Consider the following 22,344-nt stretch of genomic DNA (forward strand, 5'->3'; position numbering starts at 1 on the left):
GACCGGACTGAGCAGTTACAGCCGTAACGAATGGAAGGGGCGGTTGCGCCGGCAACGTTGGATTTTGGTCCTCGATCTTTGGCCGTCGCAATCTAGGTGAGGACGCAATTGTTCTGCAGGTGTCGACGCCCGTAGCGCATGTGGTCAATTCCCGCAGCCCTGCCTGATCTGCGAATGAAATTGGCGGTGCTTGAACGCCGTCAGCGCGACCACGGCCGCACAGCACAGCGCGTTGAATCCGTTGATCAAGCCCAGGGTAATGTCGCCAAGATTGGAGAAGGAGTAGACGGCCGTCGATCCATTCGCAGCAGTCCAGAGAAACCAGGTCGAATAGGAGATGGCTGAGGCACCATTGGCATCCTGCGCGATCTTGTAGATCTGCGGCAGATAGGAAACGACCCGCAAACCGTTGAAGATCGTGAACAGGTCGTACGCAATATCCGAGAACGTCATTCCTGCACCCGGTTCTTGTCCGATCTCAATTAGAGCTCAGTCGTGAGGCGCTCCGTCGGCTTTGCGATGCGCCGCTCGTTCATCCATGTGGTTTCGTGGAATGTCGGCTAACACTGCTACCGGATCATGACCCGCGCGGACTGAGCGGCTACATCGGTAACCAAAGCGCGGTCTGGCGCGCCCTAACGAATTGCAGGTATACCTGCCGTCAGATGGCGTCGTCATCGCGCTCCACGCCAGTGGCGAGCCGAGGATCCTGTGCGGAATGTGGGCCTCCGCGCATGGCGGCAGGCCCGCTACTGAAACGCGACCTCGGCGAAACTCCGGAGCTTGCGCGAATGCAGGCGCTCCAATTGCTGCTCACGCAGTCGCTCGAGTGCCTTCAGGCCGATCTCAAGATGCTGGCCGACACGCTGCCGATAGAAGTCGCTCGCCATGCCCGCGAGTTTGATCTCGCCATGCAGAGGCTTGTCCGAGACGCACAGCAGCGTGCCGTAGGGAACACGGAAACGAAAGCCGTTGGCGGCGATCGCGGCCGACTCCATGTCGAGCGCGATCGCGCGCGATTGCGACAAGCGTCGAATGACCGAGGGGTCGCCGATCTCCCAGTTGCGGTTGTCCACGCTTGCGACCGTTCCCGTGCGCATCAACCGTTTCAGCTCGAACCCTTCGAGCCCGGTCACTTCGCCCACCGCTTCTTCGAGCGCGACCTGCATCTCGGCCAGCGCCGGGATCGGCACCCAAAGCGGCAGCTCATAGTCGAGCACATGATCCTCGCGCACGTAGCCATGCGCGAGCACGTAGTCTCCTAGCCGCTGCGTATTCCTGAGACCGGCGCAGTGGCCGAGCATCAGCCAGGCATGCGGCCGCAGCACCGCAACGTGGTCGGTGATGTTTCGTGCATTGGATGGACCAGTCCCGATGTTGATCAGGGTAATGCCCCGATAGCGCGCCTCGACCGAATGAAAGGCCGGCATTTGCGGCATGCGTTCCGGAGGGATGCCGGTGGTGCCGCCGCCAAGTCGCGCATTGCGCGTGATCACGTTCCCGGGGCCGACGAAGGCGTCCGGGCCGATTTCGCCCGCTGCCAGACGCTTCTCGCTCAACTCGGCGAACGCATCGATGTAGAACTGGTAGTTGGTGAAGATCACGAAGTTCTGGAAGTGCTCCGGATCGGTGCCGGTGTAGTGATAAAGCCGGCGCAACGAATAATCGACACGCGCCGCACGGAACAAGGACAGCGGTTCGGGCGCGCCGGGCGCAAGCTCGAGCGTGCCATTGGCGATCGCGTCGTCCATGGAGGCCAGATCCGGCACATCGAAGAAATCGCGCAGCGATCGCATGACGTTCGATTTGTCGCCGGGAGAAAGCGCGGCTTCGATATTGATGTCCCGACGATAGGCGAAATGAATCGGTATCGGCTCGTTCGACTCGCCGACTTCCACCGGTACGCCGTGGTTGTCGATCAATCGTCCGATCTGCTCGGTGAGGTAGGTGCGGAACAGGTCCGGTCTCGTCACCGTGGTTTCATACACGCCGGGCCTCGCGACGAAGCCGTAAGCGAGGCGCGAATCGACCCGCACATGGGTCGAGGTTGCAATGCGCACGAACGGATAGTTGGCGCGCACGCGCGCCGTGAGCGGCCCGCCATCGGCGTAAGCCTCGAAGTGACCCCGCAGGAAGGCGGTGTTGCGCTCGTATATCTCTTCCAGCCGGGCAACCACTGCAGCAGCGTCAGTGAACGCTTCGGTCGCAATCCGCGGCGGGGTCAGCATGGTGAGGGCGGAGCACATTGTCGTTACTATGGCAGATTCTTGGGAGCATGAAAGGGGGATCGCTGGCGTGCGTGCGAGCGCCTCGGCCGCTCGCCTTGCCTGCGATCGCGAAGAACTCACGTGCAATTGAGTGTCCTGCCGGCCTATTCCGCCAATTGCTTACAATCGAAACCATTTTCGCCGGCGCCTGAAACAGTGCGGTAGCGCGGCCCGCACAATTTCCCTGCTTCACTCACTATAGGGAGAGCCGCCGATGAAACCAACGCCAATCGAAGGTCTAAGGGAACAGGCGAAGGTCCGGCAGAAAAGCGCGGCCTTCGTGTTTCACGAGAACGTGTGGACCTACGAGCGTGTTCTGGCCGAGGCCGAACGTCTGGCGCGAGGAATGGTCGCTCACGGCGTGAAGCCGGGCGATCGCGTGGCCGTGCACATGATGAATCGCCCCGAATTCATCGTGGCCTATTATGCCTGCTTTCTTGCAGGCGCGATGGTCGCTCCCTTGCGGACCGCCTTCAAACAGGCCGAGCTCGCGCCTCTTTTGCAGCGGTTGAGGCCGGCGCTCTATATCGGCGAAACCGGACTCTACGGCAACGTGGCTGCGATCGACCGCTCGATCCTGCCGCGCGAGAGGCGCTTTCTGGTCGAGACGGACTCCGGGGTGAATGAAGGATTGCCGTTGCAGCAATTGGTCGATGACGGCAGCCGCGCCGACCTGCCGCTCTCGCCCGCGGCGGATCAGCCTGCGGTGCTCATCACCACATCCGGCACGACCGGCGAACCCAAGCTCGTCGTTCATACCGCGTCCACCCTGGCCGAAACGGCAGACCTGCTGATCAACAATTGGGGAGTGTCCGGCCACGACTGCATCGCCATGCCCCTGCCTCTCGCACATATGAGCGGGCTCGCCTGCTTTCTCACCTGTATCCAGGCCGGCATCCCCTTCGTGCTGATCGAGAGCTTCGACGCCGACACCATCCTCGATACGGTCGAGCGGCATCGCTGCACCCTGCAGGTCGGTTTCCCAGCACAATACGCCGCATTGCTCGATCGCCAGCGCGCGCAGCCGCGCGACCTGACGTCACTGCGGTTTTGTCTGACCGGGGCCGATGCCTGCCCGGTCGAGCTGCAGCGGCAGGTCACGGCCACCTTCGGCGCTCCGCTCTATAACGTGTGGGGCGCCACGGAGGTTTGCGGCAATCTCGGCTGCGGTCTGCGGCCCGGTCCCGTGATAAGGATCACGCGGCCGGCCGAGGTCCGGCTGGTCGACGACAATGGCAAGGATGTCGCCGATGGTGAGCTTGGCGAGCTCCTCGTCAGCGGTCCGAATCTGTTCGTCGGCTACTGGAACGATCTGAGGGCGACGACGGAAGCCCTGAAGGACGGCTGGTATCGCACCGGCGACCTGGTGCGGCGAGAGGCGCAGGACGAACTCCTGTTCGTCGCGCGCAAGAAGGACATCATCATCCGTGGCGGGACCAACATCTCGCCGGTCGAGGTCGAGCAGGCGGTCGCCGCCCATCCTTCCGTCGAGGAAGCGGCCGTGGTCGGTGTGCCCGACGCCGTGCTCGGACAGCGCGTGATCGGTTTCGTCGCACTCAAGAAGGGCAAGGGCGAGCAAGTCGTTCCCGGAATCCTCAGCGAGGTGGCGACACGGCTTGCCGCCTACAAGGTGCCCGAGCATCTCATCGTGCTCGACGCATTGCCGCGCAACGCGCTGAGCAAGGTCGACCGGACGAGGTTGCAAGCGATGGCGATCGAGGGCAACAATGTGTCCCGCTCCCGGGCAGACGAACAACCATCGCGGCGCGCGAGCTAGGCTGGCGCGCATTCCGGAATAAGGACGAGATCGTTGGCGGGTCAGCGAAGGCTAGCCCGTCAACACCATTTTGATGGCGTATTAGGTCGCTATGGTCCGCTCTGGAACAGAGCTCCCGCGATCTTTCCGTCGGATGCCAGCGTAATCCTCCAGATCGACAAGCCGTTCGTAAATCTGGCTTCGTACACATCCCAGCCGCTGCCACCTACTCCTCTGAAGGAGATCGATTGCAATTGTCCCAATCGTTCCAGACCGCGCTGCAACGTGGGCAGTTGCTGACGGGTTGCGGCGGCTAATTCCGGCGTCATGGCGTCGTAGTTCGGCTGCGCCGCCTGAAGGGCCTCGATCATGCGGCGTCGCGCCGCCTCTTTGCCTGTCCAATCTTCTTCGATAACTGCTCGAGCTGCTTCTTGTTCAGCATCTTGGCGTCGACGATGCCGACGAGCACATCTTCGATTGAGCCATTGCAGAACCAGTCCGCGATGCGCCGCACCGCCTTGGCCGCCACCTTCCGGCGATCCTGGGCGGGACGAAACAGAAACGTTCGCCCCTCGACGTCGTGCGTGACGAAGCCCTTCTCCTCCAGCCTGCGCAGCACCGTGCGGACGGTCGATTCCTTTAACGATCGATCCAGCCGCTCCCGCACCGATTCCGCGGTGATCGGCGCATGAGCCCAGACGAGCTGCATGACCTCTCGTTCGAGTTCGCCGAGTTCCGGCAGATCATCATCCATCTCATTGTGACCCATGGTAACGTTACACCGTGTAACATATAGCGGCCGAACGGTCAATGATCATGCCGAACGGTTCGCGGGCAGCCCACTTCCGCGGCGATCGTGATATCAGAGGATGGACGACACGTCGTGGAAGGAGAAAGCATGCGCCGGGATTTCTGGTTCCACCATCCGTTTCGGGTGCGCTATTCCGAGGTTGATGCGCAGGCCGTGGTGTTCAACGCGCACTACCTGACTTATTTCGACACGGCGATCACCGAGTATTTTCGCGCGCTCGGCTATGACTATCTCGGCGAGGTCGCGAGGACCGGCGTCGATTTTCACCTTGTGAGGTCGGTCGTCGAGTACAAGGCGCCGATCCGTTTCGACGAGGAGATCGATGTCTGCGTGCGGGTCGCAAGGATCGGCCGATCCTCGATCACGCTTGCGCTCGCAATTTTCGCCAGAGGCAGCGACGATCTCCGCTCCACCGGTGAGATCGTGTGGGTGTGCACGGACCAGCGAACCCATAGCCCGGTCGCCGTGGCGGAGCCCTTGCGGGCGCTGATTGCAAGCCGCGAGAAGGCCCTTGCCCAGGCGTGATCTGCGGGAGGCCGGCTGACGCGCGCCAGTGGCACGATGCTTCGCCAGGCCTGCTCGCCGGACTGTCGTTTGGCGGGACCAACCTGCCGGCATCGGCGCCGTCGCCGCCGGTCCCGTTGATCTATGACGTGATCGCAGCGGGTGCGGCGGTCGCGGCCTATGGTACCTTTTTCTCCATGCCATGGCGAATTTTAATTGCATTCCTGCGTAAGGCACACGCTTTTGCAATCAGCGTGCACTATAGTCAGCGCGCACCATATTCAAGGGTGCCGCTATCGTAACTATCGGGCAGGTGATTGGAATGCGCCTCTTATTGCTTATCAATTTGACGGCTTTTGCCATGGCGGGAGCCGCCATGGCTCAGGACCCGCCGCTCTCCCTTCCGCCCGTAAGCATCGATCCGCAGCGGAACGAGCTGCCGCCGGCTCTCGGCATCGGGCAGCAGGGCTCAGGCAACAACAGCGTCGCCGGCGGCAATGCCGGCAATGGCAATCGCGGCTATGACGATCTCAACCGGCGCTTGAGGGGCGAGGTCGACCGTGTCAATCCTCCGATCACGAATCAGCCGCCGATCGACGCGCGATCGCCGGACATCCGTGTCGGCGTCATCAACATACCGGCGGTTCAGCAGCAGTACGGGCAGAATTTCGGCGTCTCCGCCCGGCCGTACCGGCCGCCGCCGCTGGTATATTCCGCGCCTTTGGGACGACATTAAACGTTCAAGAAGCGGGCGCCTGGTCGCCACGGGTTGCTGACCTGCCGCTCAGGCTCGATCGAAGACGTCTGCGCCGCCGTTTCGTCGCGATGCCGAGGCTCCGGCAAGCCCAGCTATCCGAGCGGGCTTCCCTGATTTCGTCTTATGATCTTGAGCGTGAGCAGAACGGCGCCAAGCACAAGAAACGCAACGCCGATAATCGTTGTGCTGGTCGATTCGAACGTCACGCCAACTGCCGTCAGCAGGCATCCGATAATAATCGACAGCAATCCACCAAGCTTCTTCACCAGCAGGAAGTGTCCGTCGCTCGTACTTGTTGCCACCATGATCAGCCTCGCTGTTCAGATGATGCCCCGCCTTCTCCAATTCTCGTCGCGTCGGTTTTTTCTCAGGTAAGCGGCAGGCTCACATGAGCAGAACGCAATCGTACACGCGGGCGGCAACGTTGCAAATTTCCGGTCGTTCGGATTCGGCAGTCGATGGCTGCTGTTTGATTCAATTGCGTGCGATGACGATTGCGACAGCCTGCCTTACCTAACGAGTGTTGGAACCTGACGCGGTCGCAAGAAGAGAACTCGATGGCAGCCGCACATTTGCTGATCTCTCAGCAAATTGTTGCAACGGTTGCAGATTGACTCGCTCTAAACGTAGGCGTTAGATCAACAACATAGCCCCGTTCGGCGGAGTGGTGCGATGGCGTCACCATCGGCGATAGATGAACGGCCGTACGTTTCGACCGGTCATCTACCTAATCCCGAGACGGTGCAGTCGCTGGTGGAAGACGCGCACCGGCGCCTCAAATCGAACGCTGATGGCGAGAATTCGCAGGTCTACCCGGCACTCGCCCGAGTGCCGAGCGGGCTGTTCGGCGTTTGTGTCGTCGGAACCGACGGGCACGTCTATGGCGCGGGAGACATAGACTACGAATTCTCCATCATGAGCGTCTCGAAGCCATTCGTGTTTGCGCTGATCTGCGAGACGATCGGCCCGGAAGAGGCGCGCACAAAGCTCGGCGCCAACGCCACCGGACTTCCATTCAACTCGCTCGCTGCGATCGAGCATGGAAGCGGGCGCACCAATCCGATGGTGAATGCGGGCGCGATCGCGACGACGAGCCTCGCGCCGGGAGCGTCCGCCGAGGCGCAGTGGGCGTTCATCCACGACGGGCTGTCGCGCTTTGCTGGCCGCAAGCTTCCACTCAACGAAGAGGTCTACGCCTCGGCTTCGCAGACCAATTTTCGCAATCGCAGCATCGCGCGGCTGCTGGAAAGCTACGACCGGATCTATTGCGACGCCAAAGAGGCAACCGATCTCTACACGCGGCAGTGCTCGCTGAATGTGACCGCAAGAGACCTCGCCGTGATGGGCGCAACGCTGGCGGACGGCGGGGTGAACCCCATCACCAAGCAACGCGTGGTCGACGCCGCGGTTTGCCACTACGCGCTGGCGGTGATGATCACGGCCGGATTGTACGAGACGTCAGGCGACTGGCTTTACGACATCGGCCTGCCGGGAAAGAGCGGGATCGGCGGCGGCATTGTCGCGGTCTCTCCCGGAAAAGGTGGCTTCGGCACTTTCGCTCCGCCGCTTGATACGGCCGGCAATAGCGTGAGGGGACAACTCGCCGCAAAATTCCTGTCGCAGCGATTGGGCATGGATCTGTTCGTGTCGCAACCGGAAGACTGACGAATGTTGACGGGATCGGGCGGTCCCGTTCACCCGGCCGATCATCAAACGCCCGAGCGAATCGGAGGATGCCATGGCGACGCAGACGATCTCAATCGGCGGCATCCACGAGGAGGAACGCGCATCATGGATTCCCATGATCGCAATCGCGCTCGGCCAGATGATCATGTCGTTCAACGTCGCCTCACTGCCGGTGGCGATGGGGGGAATGGTCAAGAGCTTCGGCGTTCCTCCGACCACGGTCGCGACCGGCATCGTGGCTTACTCCATGCTCGTCGCCGGCTTCGTCATGCTGGGCGCCAAGCTCGCGCAGCGGTACGGCGCGCTACAGGTTTTCCGCGCAGCCGTCGTGCTGTTCTTCATATCCCAGGTCATGATGACGTTCAGCCCCACGGCGGTCGTGATGATCACGGCGCAGGCGCTCTGCGGCGCCGCCGGCGCGGTGATCGTGCCTTCGCTGGTCGCCCTCATTGCCGAGAACTACACCGGACGCCAGCAGGCAACCGCGGTTGGTGCGCTCGGCTCTGCGCGCGCGGCGGCCGGCGTGCTCGCGTTCGTCATTGGCGGCATACTTGGCACCTATATCGGCTGGCGGCCGGTGTTCGGAATTCTCATCGCCGTTTCCGCCATCGTCTTCCTGCTGAGCTTCCGTCTCAAGCGCGACCACGGCCGGCCGAACGTAGAGATCGATCTGGTGGGCGTCGTTCTGGCGGCGACCGCGATCATTCTGATCAGCTTTGGCTTCAACAACCTGAACAGGTGGGGGCTCGTGCTCGCGAGCCCAAACGCGCCGTTCAGCCTTCTCGGCCTGTCGCCCGCGCCGATCCTGATCGTGGCGGGCATCGTGTTTGGCCAGGCATTCCTGATGTGGACACACAAGCGCCAGGAGGCAGGTAAGACTCCTCTCCTGGCGCTTCAGGTGATCGATTCACCTGAGGAGCGAGCGGCCGTCTACGCGATGTTCTCCGTCGTCGCGCTGGAGGCGGCGCTCAACTTCTCCGTCCCGCTCTACATTCAGATCGTGCAGGGTCGCAGCCCGATCGCCACTGCGGTGGCGATGATGCCGTTCAACCTTACGGTATTCTTCGCCGCGATGCTGATCGTGCGCGTCTACGACAGGCTGACGCCGCGGCAGATCGGGCGATCCGGCTTCGTCCTTTGCACGGTCGCGCTGTTGTGGCTCGCTTTTGTGGTGCGTAACGACTGGAGCGAGGTGCCGGTGCTGTTCGGGCTTATCCTCTTTGGTGTCGGGCAGGGTGCGCTCGTCACGCTGCTGTTCAATGTGCTGGTCACGGCTTCGCCCAAGGAACTCGCAGGGGATGTCGGATCGCTGCGCGGCACCACCAACAATCTCGCTGCCGCTGTCGGAACGGCAGTCGCGGGTGCGCTCCTTGTCGGTCTCCTGAGTTCGATCGCGCTGACCAACATCGCCGCGAGCCCCAAGCTCACACCCGAACTTCAAGCGCAGGTCGATCTCGATAACATCAATTTCATCAGCAATGACCGGTTGCAGACTGTACTTGCCGATACCACCGCGTCCCCGACGCAGGTCGCGGAGGCGGTGCGCGTCAACACGGAGGCGCGTCTGCGCGCTCTCAAGATCGGCCTCCTGATCATGGCGGGTTTGGCACTTCTGTCGATCATTCCGGCCGGGCGGCTGCCGAACTATCGACCGGGAGAGATTCCGAGCGACGAGACGGCGGGCGAACGCGGACGATCGACCTGATGCGCAACGGATTCGACTGCTCGTGAAATCAAGGAGAATGACATGACCACCTACGACAACGGTTCTGCAATGCGTCTCACCAGGTTGCCGACGCCGCCTCTGTGGATATGCATCCTGCTCGGCATCGTGATGATCGTCGCCGGCCTCTTGGTTCTGGGCGATGTCGTATTGTTCACCGTGATCAGCACCATCTTCATCGGCTGGATGGCTATTTTTGCCGGTGGATTCGAAATCGTTCACGCCTTCTGGACCAAGGGGTGGGGAGGGTTCGTGTGGCAGTTGCTGCTCGGCGCGCTCTACCTCGCATTCGGCATCGTGCTGGTGACCCAGCCGGTGACGAGCGCGCTGATCCTGACCTATGTCCTCGGTCTTCTGCTTCTGATCTCCGGGATCGTCCGGATCCTGGTCGGCATCAGCCACTGGCAGCAGCTCGGCTGGATCATGCTGGTGTCCGGGCTGTTCGGCGTCTTGGCGGGTCTGATCATCCTGACGGGATTTCCAGCCACCGGGCTATGGGTGCTCGGATTGCTGCTCGGCATCGATCTCCTGTCTCACGGTATCGGATGGCTGACCCTGGCCTGGCTGCCGGCGGCCAGAACGGGCTAGCGGCCTCGCTCGATAAGAATCTGCAGCACGCTCGCTAACCGCCCGCGATCACGTCGGGTGTTCCCTCCCGCACAAGATGAATGCGAAACCTTGCGCCATGCGCGATTGGTGGAGATGACATATGTCAGGTTTGAGGAAGCCAGGTCGAACTTTCAGGCTTGCTGTGCTCCTGGCTTCAATTGGAATGAGCCTGGCGGCCTTGCCGGCTGTGCAGGCTCAACAGGCGTCCGCTGTGCTGTTCCAGAATGTGCGCATCTTTGACGGAAAGAACGCCGCGCTCTCCATCCCGTCCAACGTCCTGGTCCGGAACAACAGGATCGAAAAGATTGCGGTGGCCGCGATCAAAGCGGACGCTCAGGTGATCGACGGCGGCGAGCGCGTGCTGATGCCCGGGCTGATCGACGCGCATTGGCATGCGATGCTGGTGCGCCCAACGCCGGCGGCCACCCTGGTGGATGACGTCGGCTACAACAATCTTCTTGCGGCTGCGGAAGCGACCGCCACGCTTATGCGGGGCTTCACCACCGTCCGCGACATGGGCGGGCCGAGCTTTGGGCTCAAGCGCGCCATTGACGAGGATCTCGTCGCCGGCCCGCGCATCTACCCGTCCGGCGCCGTGATCACCATCACCGGCGGCCATGGCGACTTCCGGCATCTTACCGATCTGCCAAGAACGATCGGCGGCATGCTCAGCCGCATGGAAAGAATTGGCGGCAGCATGGTTGCGGACAGTCCGGATGAGGTTCGTGTGCGCGCCCGCGAGCAGCTCATGCAAGGGGCCTCGCAGGTCAAGCTCACGGCGGGCGGCGGCGTCGCTTCGCCGTTCAGCCCGCTCGATGTGTCCACGTTCACGGAGCCCGAGCTGCGTGCCGCGGTCGAAGCTGCCGAGAACTGGGGCACCTATGTCGCCGTGCACGCCTATACGCCGGTTTCGATCCAGCGCTCGATCGCGGCCGGAGCAAAGTGCGTAGAACACGGCCACCTGATGGACGAGGCGACGGCGCGTCTCATGGCCGAGAAAGGAATCTGGCTGAGCACGCAACCCTTCCTCGATCTGGCGGGCGCAAGCGCCCTGGGGCCGTCGGAGCAGGCGAAGATGCAGCAAGTGGTTGCCGGCACGGACAGAGTCTATGCCCTGGCAAAGAAGTACGGGATCAAGACAGCCTTCGGCACCGACATCCTGTTCTCGCAGGCGCTGGCGGAGCGGCAAGGCGCCATGCTGGCCGATCTCACGCGCTGGTATACGCCGGCCGAAGCGCTAACGATGGCGACATCGACAAATGCCGAACTGCTCAGCCTGTCCGGACCCCGAAATCCATATCCCGGCAAGCTGGGCGTGGTGGAGGAGGGCGCGCTGGCCGACCTCCTCTTGGTCGACGGCAATCCGCTCGACAACATCAGACTCGTGGCAGATCCGGCCAAGAATTTCCTGGTCATCATGAAAGCTGGGAAGGTCTACAAGAACCTTCTCGCCCAGGAACCTTCTCGCCGGTGACATAGGCGACACACGTCGAAAGCGTGCGTACAGAGGTACCGGGAGCCGGTCGTTGGTCGCGAACGGATGGGCTGTTATGAAACTGTGACATTTGGTGATGTAGTAGTGGCCGATGAACCGCTGCTCGGACTCCGTCGCGTCGATATCCAGAATCTGCTCGGGATTACGACGACCGGATCCTGAACCAGAAGATCGAACTCTGAGGTCCTTATGATTGTCCGTCGTTCTGCGTTTGAAGGCCCAACACCGCGATACCGTCGCGATCGTGTCGGCCGTCACTTCGTGGCTTTGGCAATCATCGGGCTGGCCGGAGGATTTGAACCCGCTTTTGCGCAGAACCCGCCGCCGGCGGCACCGCAGCGGGTGGTGAAGCCGAAGCCGCCCGCCCCAGCGCCTGTTGCGGCGGCCCAGCCGGCCGCCCCGACGCCACATGCGGAGGCGGCGGCGTCGGGCGGCGAGCCGGTCGCGCGGGTTGGCGGACGTGACGTCTCCTCGTCGGAAATCCGCAGCTTCCTGGCCGCTGTCGGGCCCGATCAGCGCGCCGCGCTCGCCCGTGATCCCGCGCTTCTGAACCAGACGCTCCGCGCGATGTTTGCGAGGCAGCTCATCCTCAAGGAAGCCGCGGACAAGAAGTGGCAGGAGCAACCGGCCATCGTCGCTCAGCTCGCCAAGCTGCGCGAGGAGGCCATCGTCGAGACCTATCTGCAGTCGGTGTCGGTGCCGCCGGAGAATTATCCGGATGAGGCGGAAATCCAGAAGACCTATGACGCCAACAAGGGGTCGCTGATCATGCCGCGCCGCTTTCATCTCGCCCAGATCTATGTCGCGTTGGCGGAAGGAGCCGACAGCGCGACCGAAGAGAAGGCCAAGGCGAAACTCGCGGACATCCAGGCCAAGCTGAAACAGCCGAAGGCGGACTTCGCCCAGATCGCCAAGGACACCACCGACCAGCGCGAACTCACGGACAAGGGCGGCGATCTCGGCTGGCTGCCCGAACCGCAGCTCGTTCCCGAGATCAAGAGCCGCGTGATGGGAATGGCCGTCAATACCGTGAGCGAGCCGATCAAGCTTGCCGACGGATATCACATCGTCAAGCTGATCGAGACCAAGCCGTCCGAGACCATGCCGCTTGCCGACGTGCGGGACACGCTGGTCCAGCGCCTGCGGGCCCAGCGCGCCGAGCTCAATCGCCGCGCCTATCTTGCGCGCGTGCTCGAGCAGAATCCCCCCGCGGTCAACGAAATCGCACTGTCGCGCATAGCCGGTGAATTGACGCAGTCGGCGGGGACTGCCCGCTAGCGCATGATCCGAGAAGCGGGGCGGGGCGTGCGGGGGCACCGGAGGACGAGACTGTTACGCGGATGGTTGCTTGCGCTGGCGACCGGGGTCAGCCTGCTGCTGACAAACGCTTTCGCACTGGCCGACACCTCACCCGCGGCGCCGGGGGAATCTCCTGGTGCTGAGTCGGCAAGCGAGCCAGCAAAGGACGCTGCGCCGGCCAAGGAGGCTGCGCCGGCTGAAGCACCGGCGGCCATCGAACGGCGATGGCGCGAGAATGCCAGGATCGGGTTGCCGCCGGCGCGAGGAGTTGCGACCTCGAGCTTGCAGCCTCGCTCCCGCTATCGCGATCTGATCGAGAAGGAAACCGCCGGCACCGGCCTTGCGCCCGAGATCGCGGAAGCCGTGATGGGCGTGGAGAGCGGCTACAATGCGGGCGCGATCGGCGGCGTCGGCGAAATCGGATTGATGCAGGTGCTGCCCTCGACCGCGCGGATGCTCGGCTTCACCGGCACCAATGCCGAACTCGCCGTGCCCGAGACCAACATCCGCTATGGCGTGACCTATCTCGCCCAGGCATGGCGGCTGGCCCGCGGCGATCTCTGCACCGCCGTGATGAAATACCGCGCCGGCCACGGCGAGACGCGCTTCTCACATCTGTCGGTGAGCTATTGCCTTGCGGTGCGCTCGCGGCTGACGGCGCGCGGCTTCCAGGTCACCGGCACCGTTCCCGTCGCCACCTTCGGCGAGCCGGCCCGTGGCGGCGGTGGTGGCGGCGGATGCAAGCGCAGATGCATGGCCGGCCTCAGCGGCCCCAATGTCGATTACGCCAAGCTGAACGCCCGCCTGAGCGCGCTCGTAGTCCAGGTGCGCGGCGGACGATAAGTCGCCCGCTCTGCAGGTTATCTCGTCGCGTGGTGCGGCTTGAACAGCCGGCCCCTTTCCGTCGCCAGCACCACCGCGAGCGACGCCAGCGCGCAGAGGAAGAAGCCGGTCGAGAACGGCAGCAGCGTGCCGTCGTAGTCCTGCCCGATCACCATGCCGATGCCGATGGCGAGCAGCGTGGTGATTGATCCGTACAGCGACGAGGCGGTTCCGGCGATATGGCCCTGCGGCTCCATCGCCAGCGCAGTGAAGTTGGCAATCATCAGCCCGAAGGTGAACATCATCAATGCCGCCAGCGCCATCATCAGCGACAGCGGCAGCATCTGCAGCTTCGCCGCCACCAGCATCGTGGCGGCAACGAGGACGAAGCCGACCAGCGCGCCGTGCGAGATCACGCGCATGCCAAGCCGCCCGACAAAGCGGGAGTTGAGGAAGCCCGCGATCGCGATGCCCGCGGCGATCGAAGCGAACGCCAGCGGAAAGTAATGTCCGAGCCGGTAGATGTCGGTGAAGAGCTGCTGCGAGGTGAAGACGAAGGCGAACAGCGCGCCCTGCACGCCGCCGGCCGCAAGCGCATAGCCCAGCGTCTGGCGGTTGGTGAGCGTCTGCCGGAAGGCGCCGAGCACATCGCGGATCGCCAGCGATTTTCGCGACTCTGCCGGTAGCGTTTCCGGCATGCGCAACGCACTCCATATCAGCGCGATCACGCCGTACAGCATCAAGGCAACGAAAATGCCGCGCCACTGCGTTAGCAGCAGCACCGCCTGGCCCAGCGATGGCGCGACCACGGGCACCGCGATGAAGACCATCATCGCGAGCGACATCACGCTCGCCATGCGCCTCCCGGCGTAGCAGTCGCGCACGATCGAGGTGGCGATGACGCGCGTCGCCGACGTGCCGAGGCCCTGCAGCGCGCGCGCCAGCAGCAGCGTCTCGAAGGATGACGCCGCGATCGCAAGCAGGCTCGCGATACCATAGACGGCCATGCCGCCGAGCAGCACCGGGCGGCGGCCGAAACGGTCGGACAAAGGACCCATCACGAACTGTCCGACGCCGAAGCCGATCAGGAAGGTCGACAGCACCATCTGCGGATGGTTGGCGTCGGCAATCTGGAATGCGGCGCCGATGCTGGGCAGCGCCGGCAGCATCATGTCCATGGCCAGCGGGTTCAGCGCCATGATCGATGCGATCGCAACCACGAATTCAGGGAAGCCCATCGGGCGGTGGCCTGACGATACCCAGGCCTCGGCATTAATTTCAGACACCTAGCATCCTCTTGCGGAGGCGCAATCTAGTGACCGTGCTGCGACGCACAATCCCGCGTTTTGGAATAGGGGGCCGGCAGTTCCGGACTGGTTAGGCAACGCGACGCACTTTTGGGCAGTCGTGGTGAACTCACTTCACCTCTCCCGCTTGCGGGAGAGGTCGCTGCGCCTTGGCGCAGCGGGTGAGGGCTCTTTCCACACGGGGAGTGTCGATCGCGGAGACACCCTCACCCCGACCCTCTCCCGCAAGCGGGAGAGGGAGCGCAGCATCCATTGCGGACGCAACTCAGCCGAGACGAAGACGACGCTCGCCAAAGGCGTAGAGCTGCCGCCAGAGCAGGCGATTGAACAGCGTCACCATCACGCACATGACGGCAATGCCGAGCACGACCTTCGGAAAATCGCCGGCTTCGGTTGCTCGCGCGATATAGGAGCCGAGGCCGATGGCGGTCAGGTGGGTGTCGCCCCAGCTTGCGACTTCAGCCACGATCGACGCGTTCCACGACCCGCCCGATGCGGTGATCGCTCCCGTGACGTAGTAGGGAAAGATGCCGGGCAGGATCACCTTCACCCACCAGCGCCATCCCTTCAGGTGGAAGCTGCCGGCGGCTTCCCGCAAATCGCTCGGGAAGGCGGCGGCGCCTGCGATCACGTTGAACAGGATGTACCACTGGGTGCCGAGGATCATCAGCGGGCTGAGCCAGATGTTCGGGTTCAATCCGAAATGCACGATGAGCACGACGAACACCGGAAAGGCGAGGTTGGCCGGGAACGCCGCCAGGAACTGCGCCAGCGGCTGGATCCGCTCGGCGAGTTTCGGCCGCAAGCCGATCCAGACGCCGATCGGCACCCATATGATCGTTGCCAGCGCAATCAGCACGATCACGCGCGCGAGCGTGACGAATCCATATCCGATTGCGGTGGTCACGTCTGACCAGCCGAGCGTGGCAGAGAGATATTGATAGATTTTCCAGGCGGCGTAGCTCGTCACGGCGGCGACCACCGCCACCCAGATGCCGTCGATGAGGCGCGAGGGTTGGCTGCTGTTAGCTCGCGGCCGCAGCACCGCGGGCAGGCTGATGCGCAAGGTCGAAATGGCCTTGTTCGCGGCGCCAAGCGGATAGGTCAACGCCCGTAGCGCGCGCGTGCGCCGGAAGAGATCGAGCATCCAGGATGTCGGCGGTTCGCCGGAGGCGGTCTGCTCAAAGCGGAATTTGTCGGCCCAGGCGACGATCGGCCGGAACAGCAACTGGTCGTAGGCGATGATGACGAGCAGCATGGTCATCAGCGCATAGACGATCGCCGGCAGGTTCTGCTGCTGAATGGCCAGCGCGACATAGGAGCCGACGCCGGGCAGGGTGACGGTCGTGTTGCCCACCGTGATCGCTTCGGATGCCACCACGAAGAACCAGCCGCCGGACATCGACATCATCGCGTTCCAGATCAGGCCCGGCATCGCGAAGGGCACATCCAGCCGCCAGAACCGCTGCCAGCCGGACAGGTGAAAGCTTTGCGTCGCTTCCTCGAGATCCTTCGGCACGCTGCGCAGCGACTGGTACATGCTGAAGGTCATGTTCCAGGCCTGGCTGGTGAAGATCGCGAACACGCAGGCGAGTTCGGCGCCCAGCACCTGCCCCGGAAACAGGTTCATGAAGAACACGACCGTGAAGGTCAGGAAGCCGAGGATCGGCACCGACTGCAGGATGTCGAGCAGCGGGATCAGCACGATCTCGGCGCGCCGGCTCTTGGCGGCGAGCGTGGCATAGATGAAGGTGAAGACGGTCGAGCAGACGATCGCCAGCAGCATCCGCATCGTGGTCCGCAGCGCGTAGAGCGGAAGATTGCGCGGATCGAGTGACACCGGCGTATGCGTCAGCTCCGACAGCGGCTCAATCGTCTGCCGGCCGCCATAGACGATCAGCACGAGCGTGCCGATCAAGAGCAGCAGCGCCACAAGATCCCACGCATTGGGCCGGAGCGAGTTCTGGCCGAGCACGGCGGTGCGAATATCACGAAACGTCATGAGCCAACCTCTGGTCAGAACCCGGCGCGCCGGCCCGAGAGGATCAAGACCGGACCGAGATCGGCGTTATAGACAGGGTTCACGACGAACCGATAGTCTAGGCGGTAGCAAGCGTCTCGAAGGGCGAGGCCATCGGCGGGGGCCTCATCCTTCTCCCGGCAATGCGCAGCGAAACCCATCATTCGCGCCGCTTGCTTCATCGCGATGGATTTCGCCGCGCTCCAGCCATGCTGCCGACTGCGGCGCCGCACTTTGAAAGCGTTCTAATTGCCATGGCAACCATTGAGAGGCAGATAGACTCTTTAAAGGTTCGCTGGCCGGCTCCAGGCAAAGGACGTGACGCACATCTATCATCGCATCTTCGATCAGTTCCGCGTCCTCGATTCCGAGGGTATATCAAGAGAAGATGATTTCGCGGAGGCCGCGCGATGGCTCGAATCTCCCGGCTGCTTGTTCCAGCGAAACAATTTCATCCTCGATCGCATGATACGCGCGGAAGGCGTGATCAAGGCCGGCCTGTTCGTCACCATCGTATTGAAGGGCTCGGGACAGGGAGGTCCGCATCGAGATACCACCCGGTTCCGGTACTCGGAAAATTCGATTATCGTGATGGCCTTGCGGAAGCCTCTGTTCTGGACCGGCGAGACCTCCGGCGGCGGGCGCATGTTCGCCGCAGGCCTGGCGTTTCCCAAGGCATCGATCGATCGCCTCGGCCTGCAGCGTGAGTTCCTTGAGCTGTTTTCCTCGGCAGAATCGGATGAATTCGTGGTCACGCTGAAGGCGCCGCCGCGCATTCTGGCGATGGCGACGGAAATGCTGTCTCCGACGCTGGATGGACGCGCAGAAGAACTGCTGCTGTCCGCGCACGCCATGGAGATCCTCGCCAGGGTCATATCGATCGCGGGCAAGCGCGCGAGCATGGAGATGGCTGGCGACCACAAGCAGCGGCGGCTGCGCGCGATCCGCGATGCGATCGACGCGGATCTGCGGCGTCCATGGAAAGTCTCGCAATTGGCGCGGGAGGCAGGCATCAGCCGCCGCTCCTTCAATACCCATTTCCGACGCGCGTTCGGCGTCAGTGCCTCCGACTATTTGCGGACGCGTCGGCTCGAATCGGCGCGCCACGCGATCATCGAGCAGGGCATATCGATCAACGAGGCGGCCTATCTCGCGGGCTACGGCAATCCTGCCAACTTTGCGACGGCGTTTCGCAAGCACTTCGGATACGCCCCCAGTCGCTGCCGTCAGCCAACGAATTAGAATAAGAATAATTCTACATCGTAGGCTGGCCGATCCCGACGCGTCGATCAATGTAGCCAAGCCGTGCCACAGCGGAACGTCTCGGTGGCCAATCTGGAGTTCGTCGACAACAGATCAAAGGATTTTTGCGCAATCGCAAAGGCGTGAGTTTCGTAATTCTTGCACTCAGTCCCCTGAGTTTGCGGGCGCTCCGCGACGGGGGATTAAGTGATGGACTTCAAGAGAAAGAGCGAGTGGGGCCTCGCCCTGATGACGATTTGTGGTTTTGCCGCGGTGGCATTCACGGACGCGCCGGCACTGGCGCAGAGTCCGTCCGGCGCTGTGCAGCCGGGCTCGAACAGCGAGCTGCCGCCGGTGACGGTCGATGCGCCACGCCAGCAGCGCGCTCGCGTCGCGCCTGTGCGATCGACGCGAGCCGCGCGATCCGGCCGCAATGTCGCTCGGCGGACGCCGGCCCCAGTGACGCAGGAAGCCACAGCGCCTGGCGGAGCGGTGGGACGTGCAGTCGGTGAGAAGGGCACCGGCCCGGTGGTTGGCTATCTCGCCAAGCAAAGCGTGACCGCGACCAAGACCGATACGCCGATCCTCGAGACGCCGCAGTCGATCTCGATCGTCACCCAGGACCAGATCTTTGCGCAGGGCGCGCAGAACGTCACCGAAGCCTTGCGCTATACCCCCGGCGTCACGGTGCAGAGCTTCGGCGCCAATGCCTTCTTCGACAACTTCAAAATCAGAGGCTTCGACGCGCCCCGATATCTGGATGGCCTGCGGCTTCCGGCAGACAATACGACCTTCGCCGTGCCGCGGATCGAGACCTACGGACTCGAGCGGATCGAGGTGCTGAAGGGACCGTCGTCGGTGGTCTATGGCCAGTCCGAGCCGGGCGGTCTGCTCAACATGGTGAGCAAGCGGCCGACTGCGACGCCGCAGTACTCGATCGAGGGTACGTTCGGCTCGTTCGAGCGTTTCCAGGGCGCGTTCGACCTGGGCGGCCCGATCGACAAGAACGGCGAGTTCCTCTACCGCATCGTCGGACTCGCACGTGACAGCAATACCCAGACCGACTTCGTCCAGGACAACAAGCTCTTCATCGCGCCGAGCTTCACCTGGAGTCCGACGGTGGACACCAGCTTCACGCTGTTCTCGCAATATCAGAAGGCCGACAACAGGGGCTACCAGCAATACGTGACGGGCCAGGTGTCGTTCCTGCCCAACCCGAACGGACACGTTCCATACAGCCGCTATCTCGGCGTGCCCGGCGCTGACGGCTACAATCTCGAACAATTCATGGTCGGCTATGCCTTCGAGCATCGCTTCGACAACAACCTGCAGTTCCGCCAGAACCTGCGCTACACCGACGTCACCAACGATCTCTCGTCGGTTCGCACGGAGGGCATGGCAAGCGACCGGCTCGTCAATCGCAGCTATAACTATGTGAAGGCAGCCGCCGCCAACATCACCGTCGACAACCAGGTGCAGGCGGATTTCCTGACCGGACCGCTCGCCCACAAGGTGCTGTTGGGCTTCGACTACTTCAACCTCTGGTCCAACACCGACTATCGATCCGCCGGCATCGCTCCGATCGATGCCTATGCTCCGGTATATAATACCGCGGTTCCGTCCTTCGCATCGTTGGCGCCGTTCATCCTGCGCGACGACAAGCTGAGCCAGGCCGGTCTCTATCTGCAGGACCAGATCAAGTTCGACCGCTGGACGCTGACACTGGGCGGACGCAATGACTGGGCCCACACGGATTTCCGGAGCTTCGCAGTCTTTCCGCTCGCCGGCAGCTATTCCCGCGACGACCGGGCGCAGACCGGACGCGTCGGCCTCAACTATCTCTTCGATTTCGGACTGTCGCCTTATGTGAGCTATGCAACGTCGTTCACGCCGAACCTCGGCGCAGATCTCGCCGGCAACTCGTTCAAGCCGACGACCGGTGACGGGACTGAAGCCGGCGTCAAGTTCATGCCGAACGGATCGAACCTGATGCTGACGGCGGCCGTGTTCGAGATCAACCAGCAGAACATCCTCACGGCAAGCCCGATCAATCCGCTGTTCAACGTGCAGACCGACGCAGTGCGCGTTCGCGGCTTCGAGTTTGAAGTGAAAGGCAACATCACCCGCGAATTCGAGATCGTCGGCGGCTACAGCCATCTCGATCCGAAGGTCACGTCAAGCATTGCCGGATATGCCGGCAAATACATGCTGAACACGGCCCAGGACCAGGCCTCGCTCTGGGGCAAGTACACCTGGTACGACGGCCCGGTTGTGGGTCTCGGGCTCGGGTTCGGCGTGCGCTATGTCGGTGAGACCTATGGCGACTACTTCAATACGTTCGTCATTCCGGCCTATACGCTGTTCGATGCCGCCGTAAGCTATGATTTCGGCTATCTGCGTCCCGACTTGAAGGGACTGATCGCGCAGGTCAACGTGACCAACCTGACCGACCATTTCTATGTCGCGTCGTGCTTGACGGGCCTGCCTTATTGTGGATTGGGGAATGGGCGTACGGTGCTCGGCACGTTGAAATATAGCTGGAACTAGGAAAGCAAAGTGACGGCAGCGACCAGGTCTCTTCGGCGATGGGGGTTCGTCCACAAGTGGACGAGCCTCATCTGCACGGTGTTCATGCTGCTCCTGTGCATCACGGGGTTGCCGCTGATCTTTCATGAGGAGATCGACGAGCTCCTGCACAGTCAGGTGAAGGCAGCGGAGGTGGCGCCGGACACGCCGCTTGCCGACCTCGACCGTCTGCTCGGCAATGCGCTTGCCAACGCACCGGGACAGGTCCCCCATTTCCTGATCTGGGACCGTGACGATCCGAACGCCATGTTCGTCAGCGTCGGGCCTTCGATCACATCGGATCCGACCAAGAACCTGCTGATCCGGATGGACGCGCATACGGGCGCCTATCTGGACGCGCCTGACGTGACCGGCCGTTTCACCTACATCATGCTCAAGCTGCACACCGACATGTTCGCGGGCCTGCCGGGCAAGCTCTTCCTTGGCCTGATGGGCATCCTGTTCTGTGTCGCCATCATCTCCGGCATCGTCGTCTACGCCCCCTCGATGCGGAAGCTGAGCTTCGGCACCTATCGCGCCGGTCGCACGCGCGTGGTGCGCTGGCTGGATGTGCATAATCTTGCCGGCATCCTTCTCGTCGCATGGACGCTGGTGGTCGGTTTCACCGGCGTCATCAACACATGGGCCGACCTGGTCCTGAAGATGTGGCAGTACGGCCAGCTTGCCGAGATGACCGCGCAATATCGCGATCGCGCGCCGCCGACGAAGTTGACGTCCGTCAACGCGGCCGTCGAAGTGGCCGCCCATGCGGTGCCGGGGATGACGCCGAGCTTCGTCGCTTTCCCGGGCTCGATCTTCAGCAGCAAGAGCCACTACACCGTGTTCCTGCGCGGCAACACGCCGCTCACCTCGCGCTTGTTGAAGCCGGCGCTGATCGACGCCGAGACCGGCACGCTCACTGACAGCCGCGACATGCCCTGGTATGTCTCGACGCTGTTCATCTCCCAGCCGCTGCATTTCGGCGACTATGGCGGAATGCCGCTCAAGATCCTCTGGGCAGTGCTCGACGTGCTCACGATCATCATCCTCGTTACCGGTATCTACTTGTGGGTGCGACGGCGACGCGCAGGGGTCAGCGTCGATCGCGTGATCGCGCGCTCCTCCGGCATCGAAAGTCCCGCATTGTCATCCTGATGACGTCGCGCAAATCCATGCATCGCACGCTTCGGCAGATCTTCGTCGCGCCGCTGCTGGTCGCGATCGTCAGCACGCTGGGCCTCGTCGGCGCGCTCGTGGGGGACGGCTGGTGGGATGCCCTCTCATGGGTGACGCTCGCCGTCCCGGTTGTCCTCTACTCGCTGTTCATCTGGTGGCGAAAGCCGAATTAGAACGGTTTGAACAAGTGGCCGCGAGCGGCTGGCTCGCCCGATCCCAATTTGGATCGATTTTATGTTCCGGGCCTTTTGCGCGGGACCCTGTCTTCGTACAAGAAGTCCGGCCTTTCCACCTGACGGACGGGA

The 22,344-nt window shown here is 62.8% G+C and carries 20 protein-coding genes; 13 read left to right on the forward strand and 7 right to left on the reverse strand.

Annotation, left to right across the window (positions count from 1 at the left end):
- Positions 1-144: 144 nt before the first annotated feature.
- Both ACVJGD_RS37465 and ACVJGD_RS37470 read right to left on the reverse strand, forming a co-directional pair.
- Positions 145-453 (reverse strand): hypothetical protein, encoded by a 309-nt coding sequence (locus ACVJGD_RS37465; protein WP_456638906.1) that lies wholly within the window; start codon positions 451-453, stop codon positions 145-147.
- A gap of 296 nt (positions 454-749) precedes the next feature.
- Positions 750-2,228 carry an AMP nucleosidase gene (locus ACVJGD_RS37470; RefSeq protein ID WP_456640498.1) on the reverse strand — a complete coding sequence of 493 codons (1,479 nt, stop codon included), beginning with the start codon at positions 2,226-2,228 and terminating at the stop codon, positions 750-752.
- Between the two features lie 253 nt (positions 2,229-2,481).
- Between ACVJGD_RS37470 and ACVJGD_RS37475 the strand changes: the two genes are divergently transcribed.
- Positions 2,482-4,044, forward strand: a complete 1,563-nt coding sequence (locus ACVJGD_RS37475) for a class I adenylate-forming enzyme family protein (RefSeq protein ID WP_456638907.1) — start codon at positions 2,482-2,484, stop codon at positions 4,042-4,044.
- 89 nt (positions 4,045-4,133) lie between these two features.
- On the opposite strand, the gene ACVJGD_RS37480 is transcribed toward ACVJGD_RS37475, so the two are convergent.
- Together ACVJGD_RS37480 and ACVJGD_RS37485 are read right to left on the reverse strand one after the other, a co-directional pair.
- A complete protein-coding gene (locus ACVJGD_RS37480) occupies positions 4,134-4,394 on the reverse strand; it encodes a hypothetical protein (protein WP_456638908.1) in 261 nt (86 codons plus the stop codon).
- Positions 4,391-4,777, reverse strand: coding sequence for a BlaI/MecI/CopY family transcriptional regulator (locus ACVJGD_RS37485; RefSeq protein ID WP_456640499.1), 387 nt, complete (start codon positions 4,775-4,777; stop codon positions 4,391-4,393). Before ACVJGD_RS37485 ends, ACVJGD_RS37480 begins: the two co-directional genes overlap by 4 nt.
- Before the next feature lie 144 nt (positions 4,778-4,921).
- On the opposite strand from ACVJGD_RS37485, the gene ACVJGD_RS37490 reads away from it, so the two are divergent.
- Positions 4,922-5,359, forward strand: coding sequence for an acyl-CoA thioesterase (locus ACVJGD_RS37490; protein ID WP_456638909.1), 438 nt, complete (start codon positions 4,922-4,924; stop codon positions 5,357-5,359).
- Positions 5,360-5,714: 355 nt separating this feature from the next.
- Entirely contained in the window at positions 5,715-6,074 is a 360-nt protein-coding gene (locus ACVJGD_RS37495; RefSeq protein ID WP_456638910.1) for a hypothetical protein, read from the forward strand.
- Positions 6,075-6,187: 113 nt separating this feature from the next.
- On the opposite strand, the gene ACVJGD_RS37500 is transcribed toward ACVJGD_RS37495, so the two are convergent.
- Complete coding sequence (locus ACVJGD_RS37500; protein ID WP_456638911.1) at positions 6,188-6,400, reverse strand: hypothetical protein; 213 nt, start codon at positions 6,398-6,400, stop codon at positions 6,188-6,190.
- Between the two features lie 367 nt (positions 6,401-6,767).
- Here ACVJGD_RS37500 and glsA point away from each other — a divergent pair, with 367 nt between their 5' ends.
- From glsA to ACVJGD_RS37530, 6 genes are all read left to right on the forward strand, one after another.
- Positions 6,768-7,760: a glutaminase A gene (gene glsA, locus ACVJGD_RS37505; RefSeq protein WP_456638912.1), complete on the forward strand. Its 993-nt coding sequence runs from the start codon at positions 6,768-6,770 to the stop codon at positions 7,758-7,760.
- 73 nt (positions 7,761-7,833) lie between these two features.
- The gene (locus ACVJGD_RS37510; RefSeq protein ID WP_456638913.1) at positions 7,834-9,486 is read left to right on the forward strand and encodes an MFS transporter; all 1,653 of its coding nucleotides are present in this window, start codon (positions 7,834-7,836) and stop codon (positions 9,484-9,486) included.
- A gap of 42 nt (positions 9,487-9,528) precedes the next feature.
- Positions 9,529-10,092: an HdeD family acid-resistance protein gene (locus ACVJGD_RS37515; RefSeq protein ID WP_456638914.1), complete on the forward strand. Its 564-nt coding sequence runs from the start codon at positions 9,529-9,531 to the stop codon at positions 10,090-10,092.
- A gap of 184 nt (positions 10,093-10,276) precedes the next feature.
- Positions 10,277-11,587, forward strand: coding sequence for an amidohydrolase family protein (locus ACVJGD_RS37520; protein WP_456638915.1), 1,311 nt, complete (start codon positions 10,277-10,279; stop codon positions 11,585-11,587).
- A 282-nt stretch (positions 11,588-11,869) separates the two neighbouring features.
- Complete coding sequence (locus ACVJGD_RS37525) at positions 11,870-12,886, forward strand: peptidylprolyl isomerase (RefSeq protein ID WP_456638916.1); 1,017 nt, start codon at positions 11,870-11,872, stop codon at positions 12,884-12,886.
- A gap of 66 nt (positions 12,887-12,952) precedes the next feature.
- Positions 12,953-13,750 carry a lytic transglycosylase domain-containing protein gene (locus tag ACVJGD_RS37530; protein ID WP_456638917.1) on the forward strand — a complete coding sequence of 266 codons (798 nt, stop codon included), beginning with the start codon at positions 12,953-12,955 and terminating at the stop codon, positions 13,748-13,750.
- 17 nt (positions 13,751-13,767) lie between these two features.
- On the opposite strand, the gene ACVJGD_RS37535 is transcribed toward ACVJGD_RS37530, so the two are convergent.
- Positions 13,768-15,015, reverse strand: a complete 1,248-nt coding sequence (locus ACVJGD_RS37535; RefSeq protein ID WP_456638918.1) for a multidrug effflux MFS transporter — start codon at positions 15,013-15,015, stop codon at positions 13,768-13,770.
- 286 nt (positions 15,016-15,301) lie between these two features.
- Positions 15,302-17,038: an ABC transporter permease gene (locus ACVJGD_RS37540; RefSeq protein WP_456638919.1), complete on the reverse strand. Its 1,737-nt coding sequence runs from the start codon at positions 17,036-17,038 to the stop codon at positions 15,302-15,304.
- A 336-nt stretch (positions 17,039-17,374) separates the two neighbouring features.
- Between ACVJGD_RS37540 and ACVJGD_RS37545 the strand changes: the two genes are divergently transcribed.
- From ACVJGD_RS37545 to ACVJGD_RS37560, 4 genes are all read left to right on the forward strand, one after another.
- On the forward strand, positions 17,375-18,298 hold the full coding sequence (locus tag ACVJGD_RS37545; RefSeq protein ID WP_456638920.1) for a helix-turn-helix domain-containing protein: 924 nt from the start codon (positions 17,375-17,377) through the stop codon (positions 18,296-18,298).
- A gap of 210 nt (positions 18,299-18,508) precedes the next feature.
- Entirely contained in the window at positions 18,509-20,845 is a 2,337-nt protein-coding gene (locus ACVJGD_RS37550) for a TonB-dependent siderophore receptor (RefSeq protein WP_456638921.1), read from the forward strand.
- Positions 20,846-20,854: 9 nt separating this feature from the next.
- On the forward strand, positions 20,855-22,018 hold the full coding sequence (locus ACVJGD_RS37555) for a PepSY-associated TM helix domain-containing protein (protein ID WP_456638922.1): 1,164 nt from the start codon (positions 20,855-20,857) through the stop codon (positions 22,016-22,018).
- A complete protein-coding gene (locus ACVJGD_RS37560) occupies positions 22,018-22,212 on the forward strand; it encodes a hypothetical protein (protein WP_456638923.1) in 195 nt (64 codons plus the stop codon). Before ACVJGD_RS37555 ends, ACVJGD_RS37560 begins: the two co-directional genes overlap by 1 nt.
- Positions 22,213-22,344 lie beyond the last annotated feature (132 nt).

The organism is Bradyrhizobium sp. USDA 10063 (assembly GCF_054063735.1).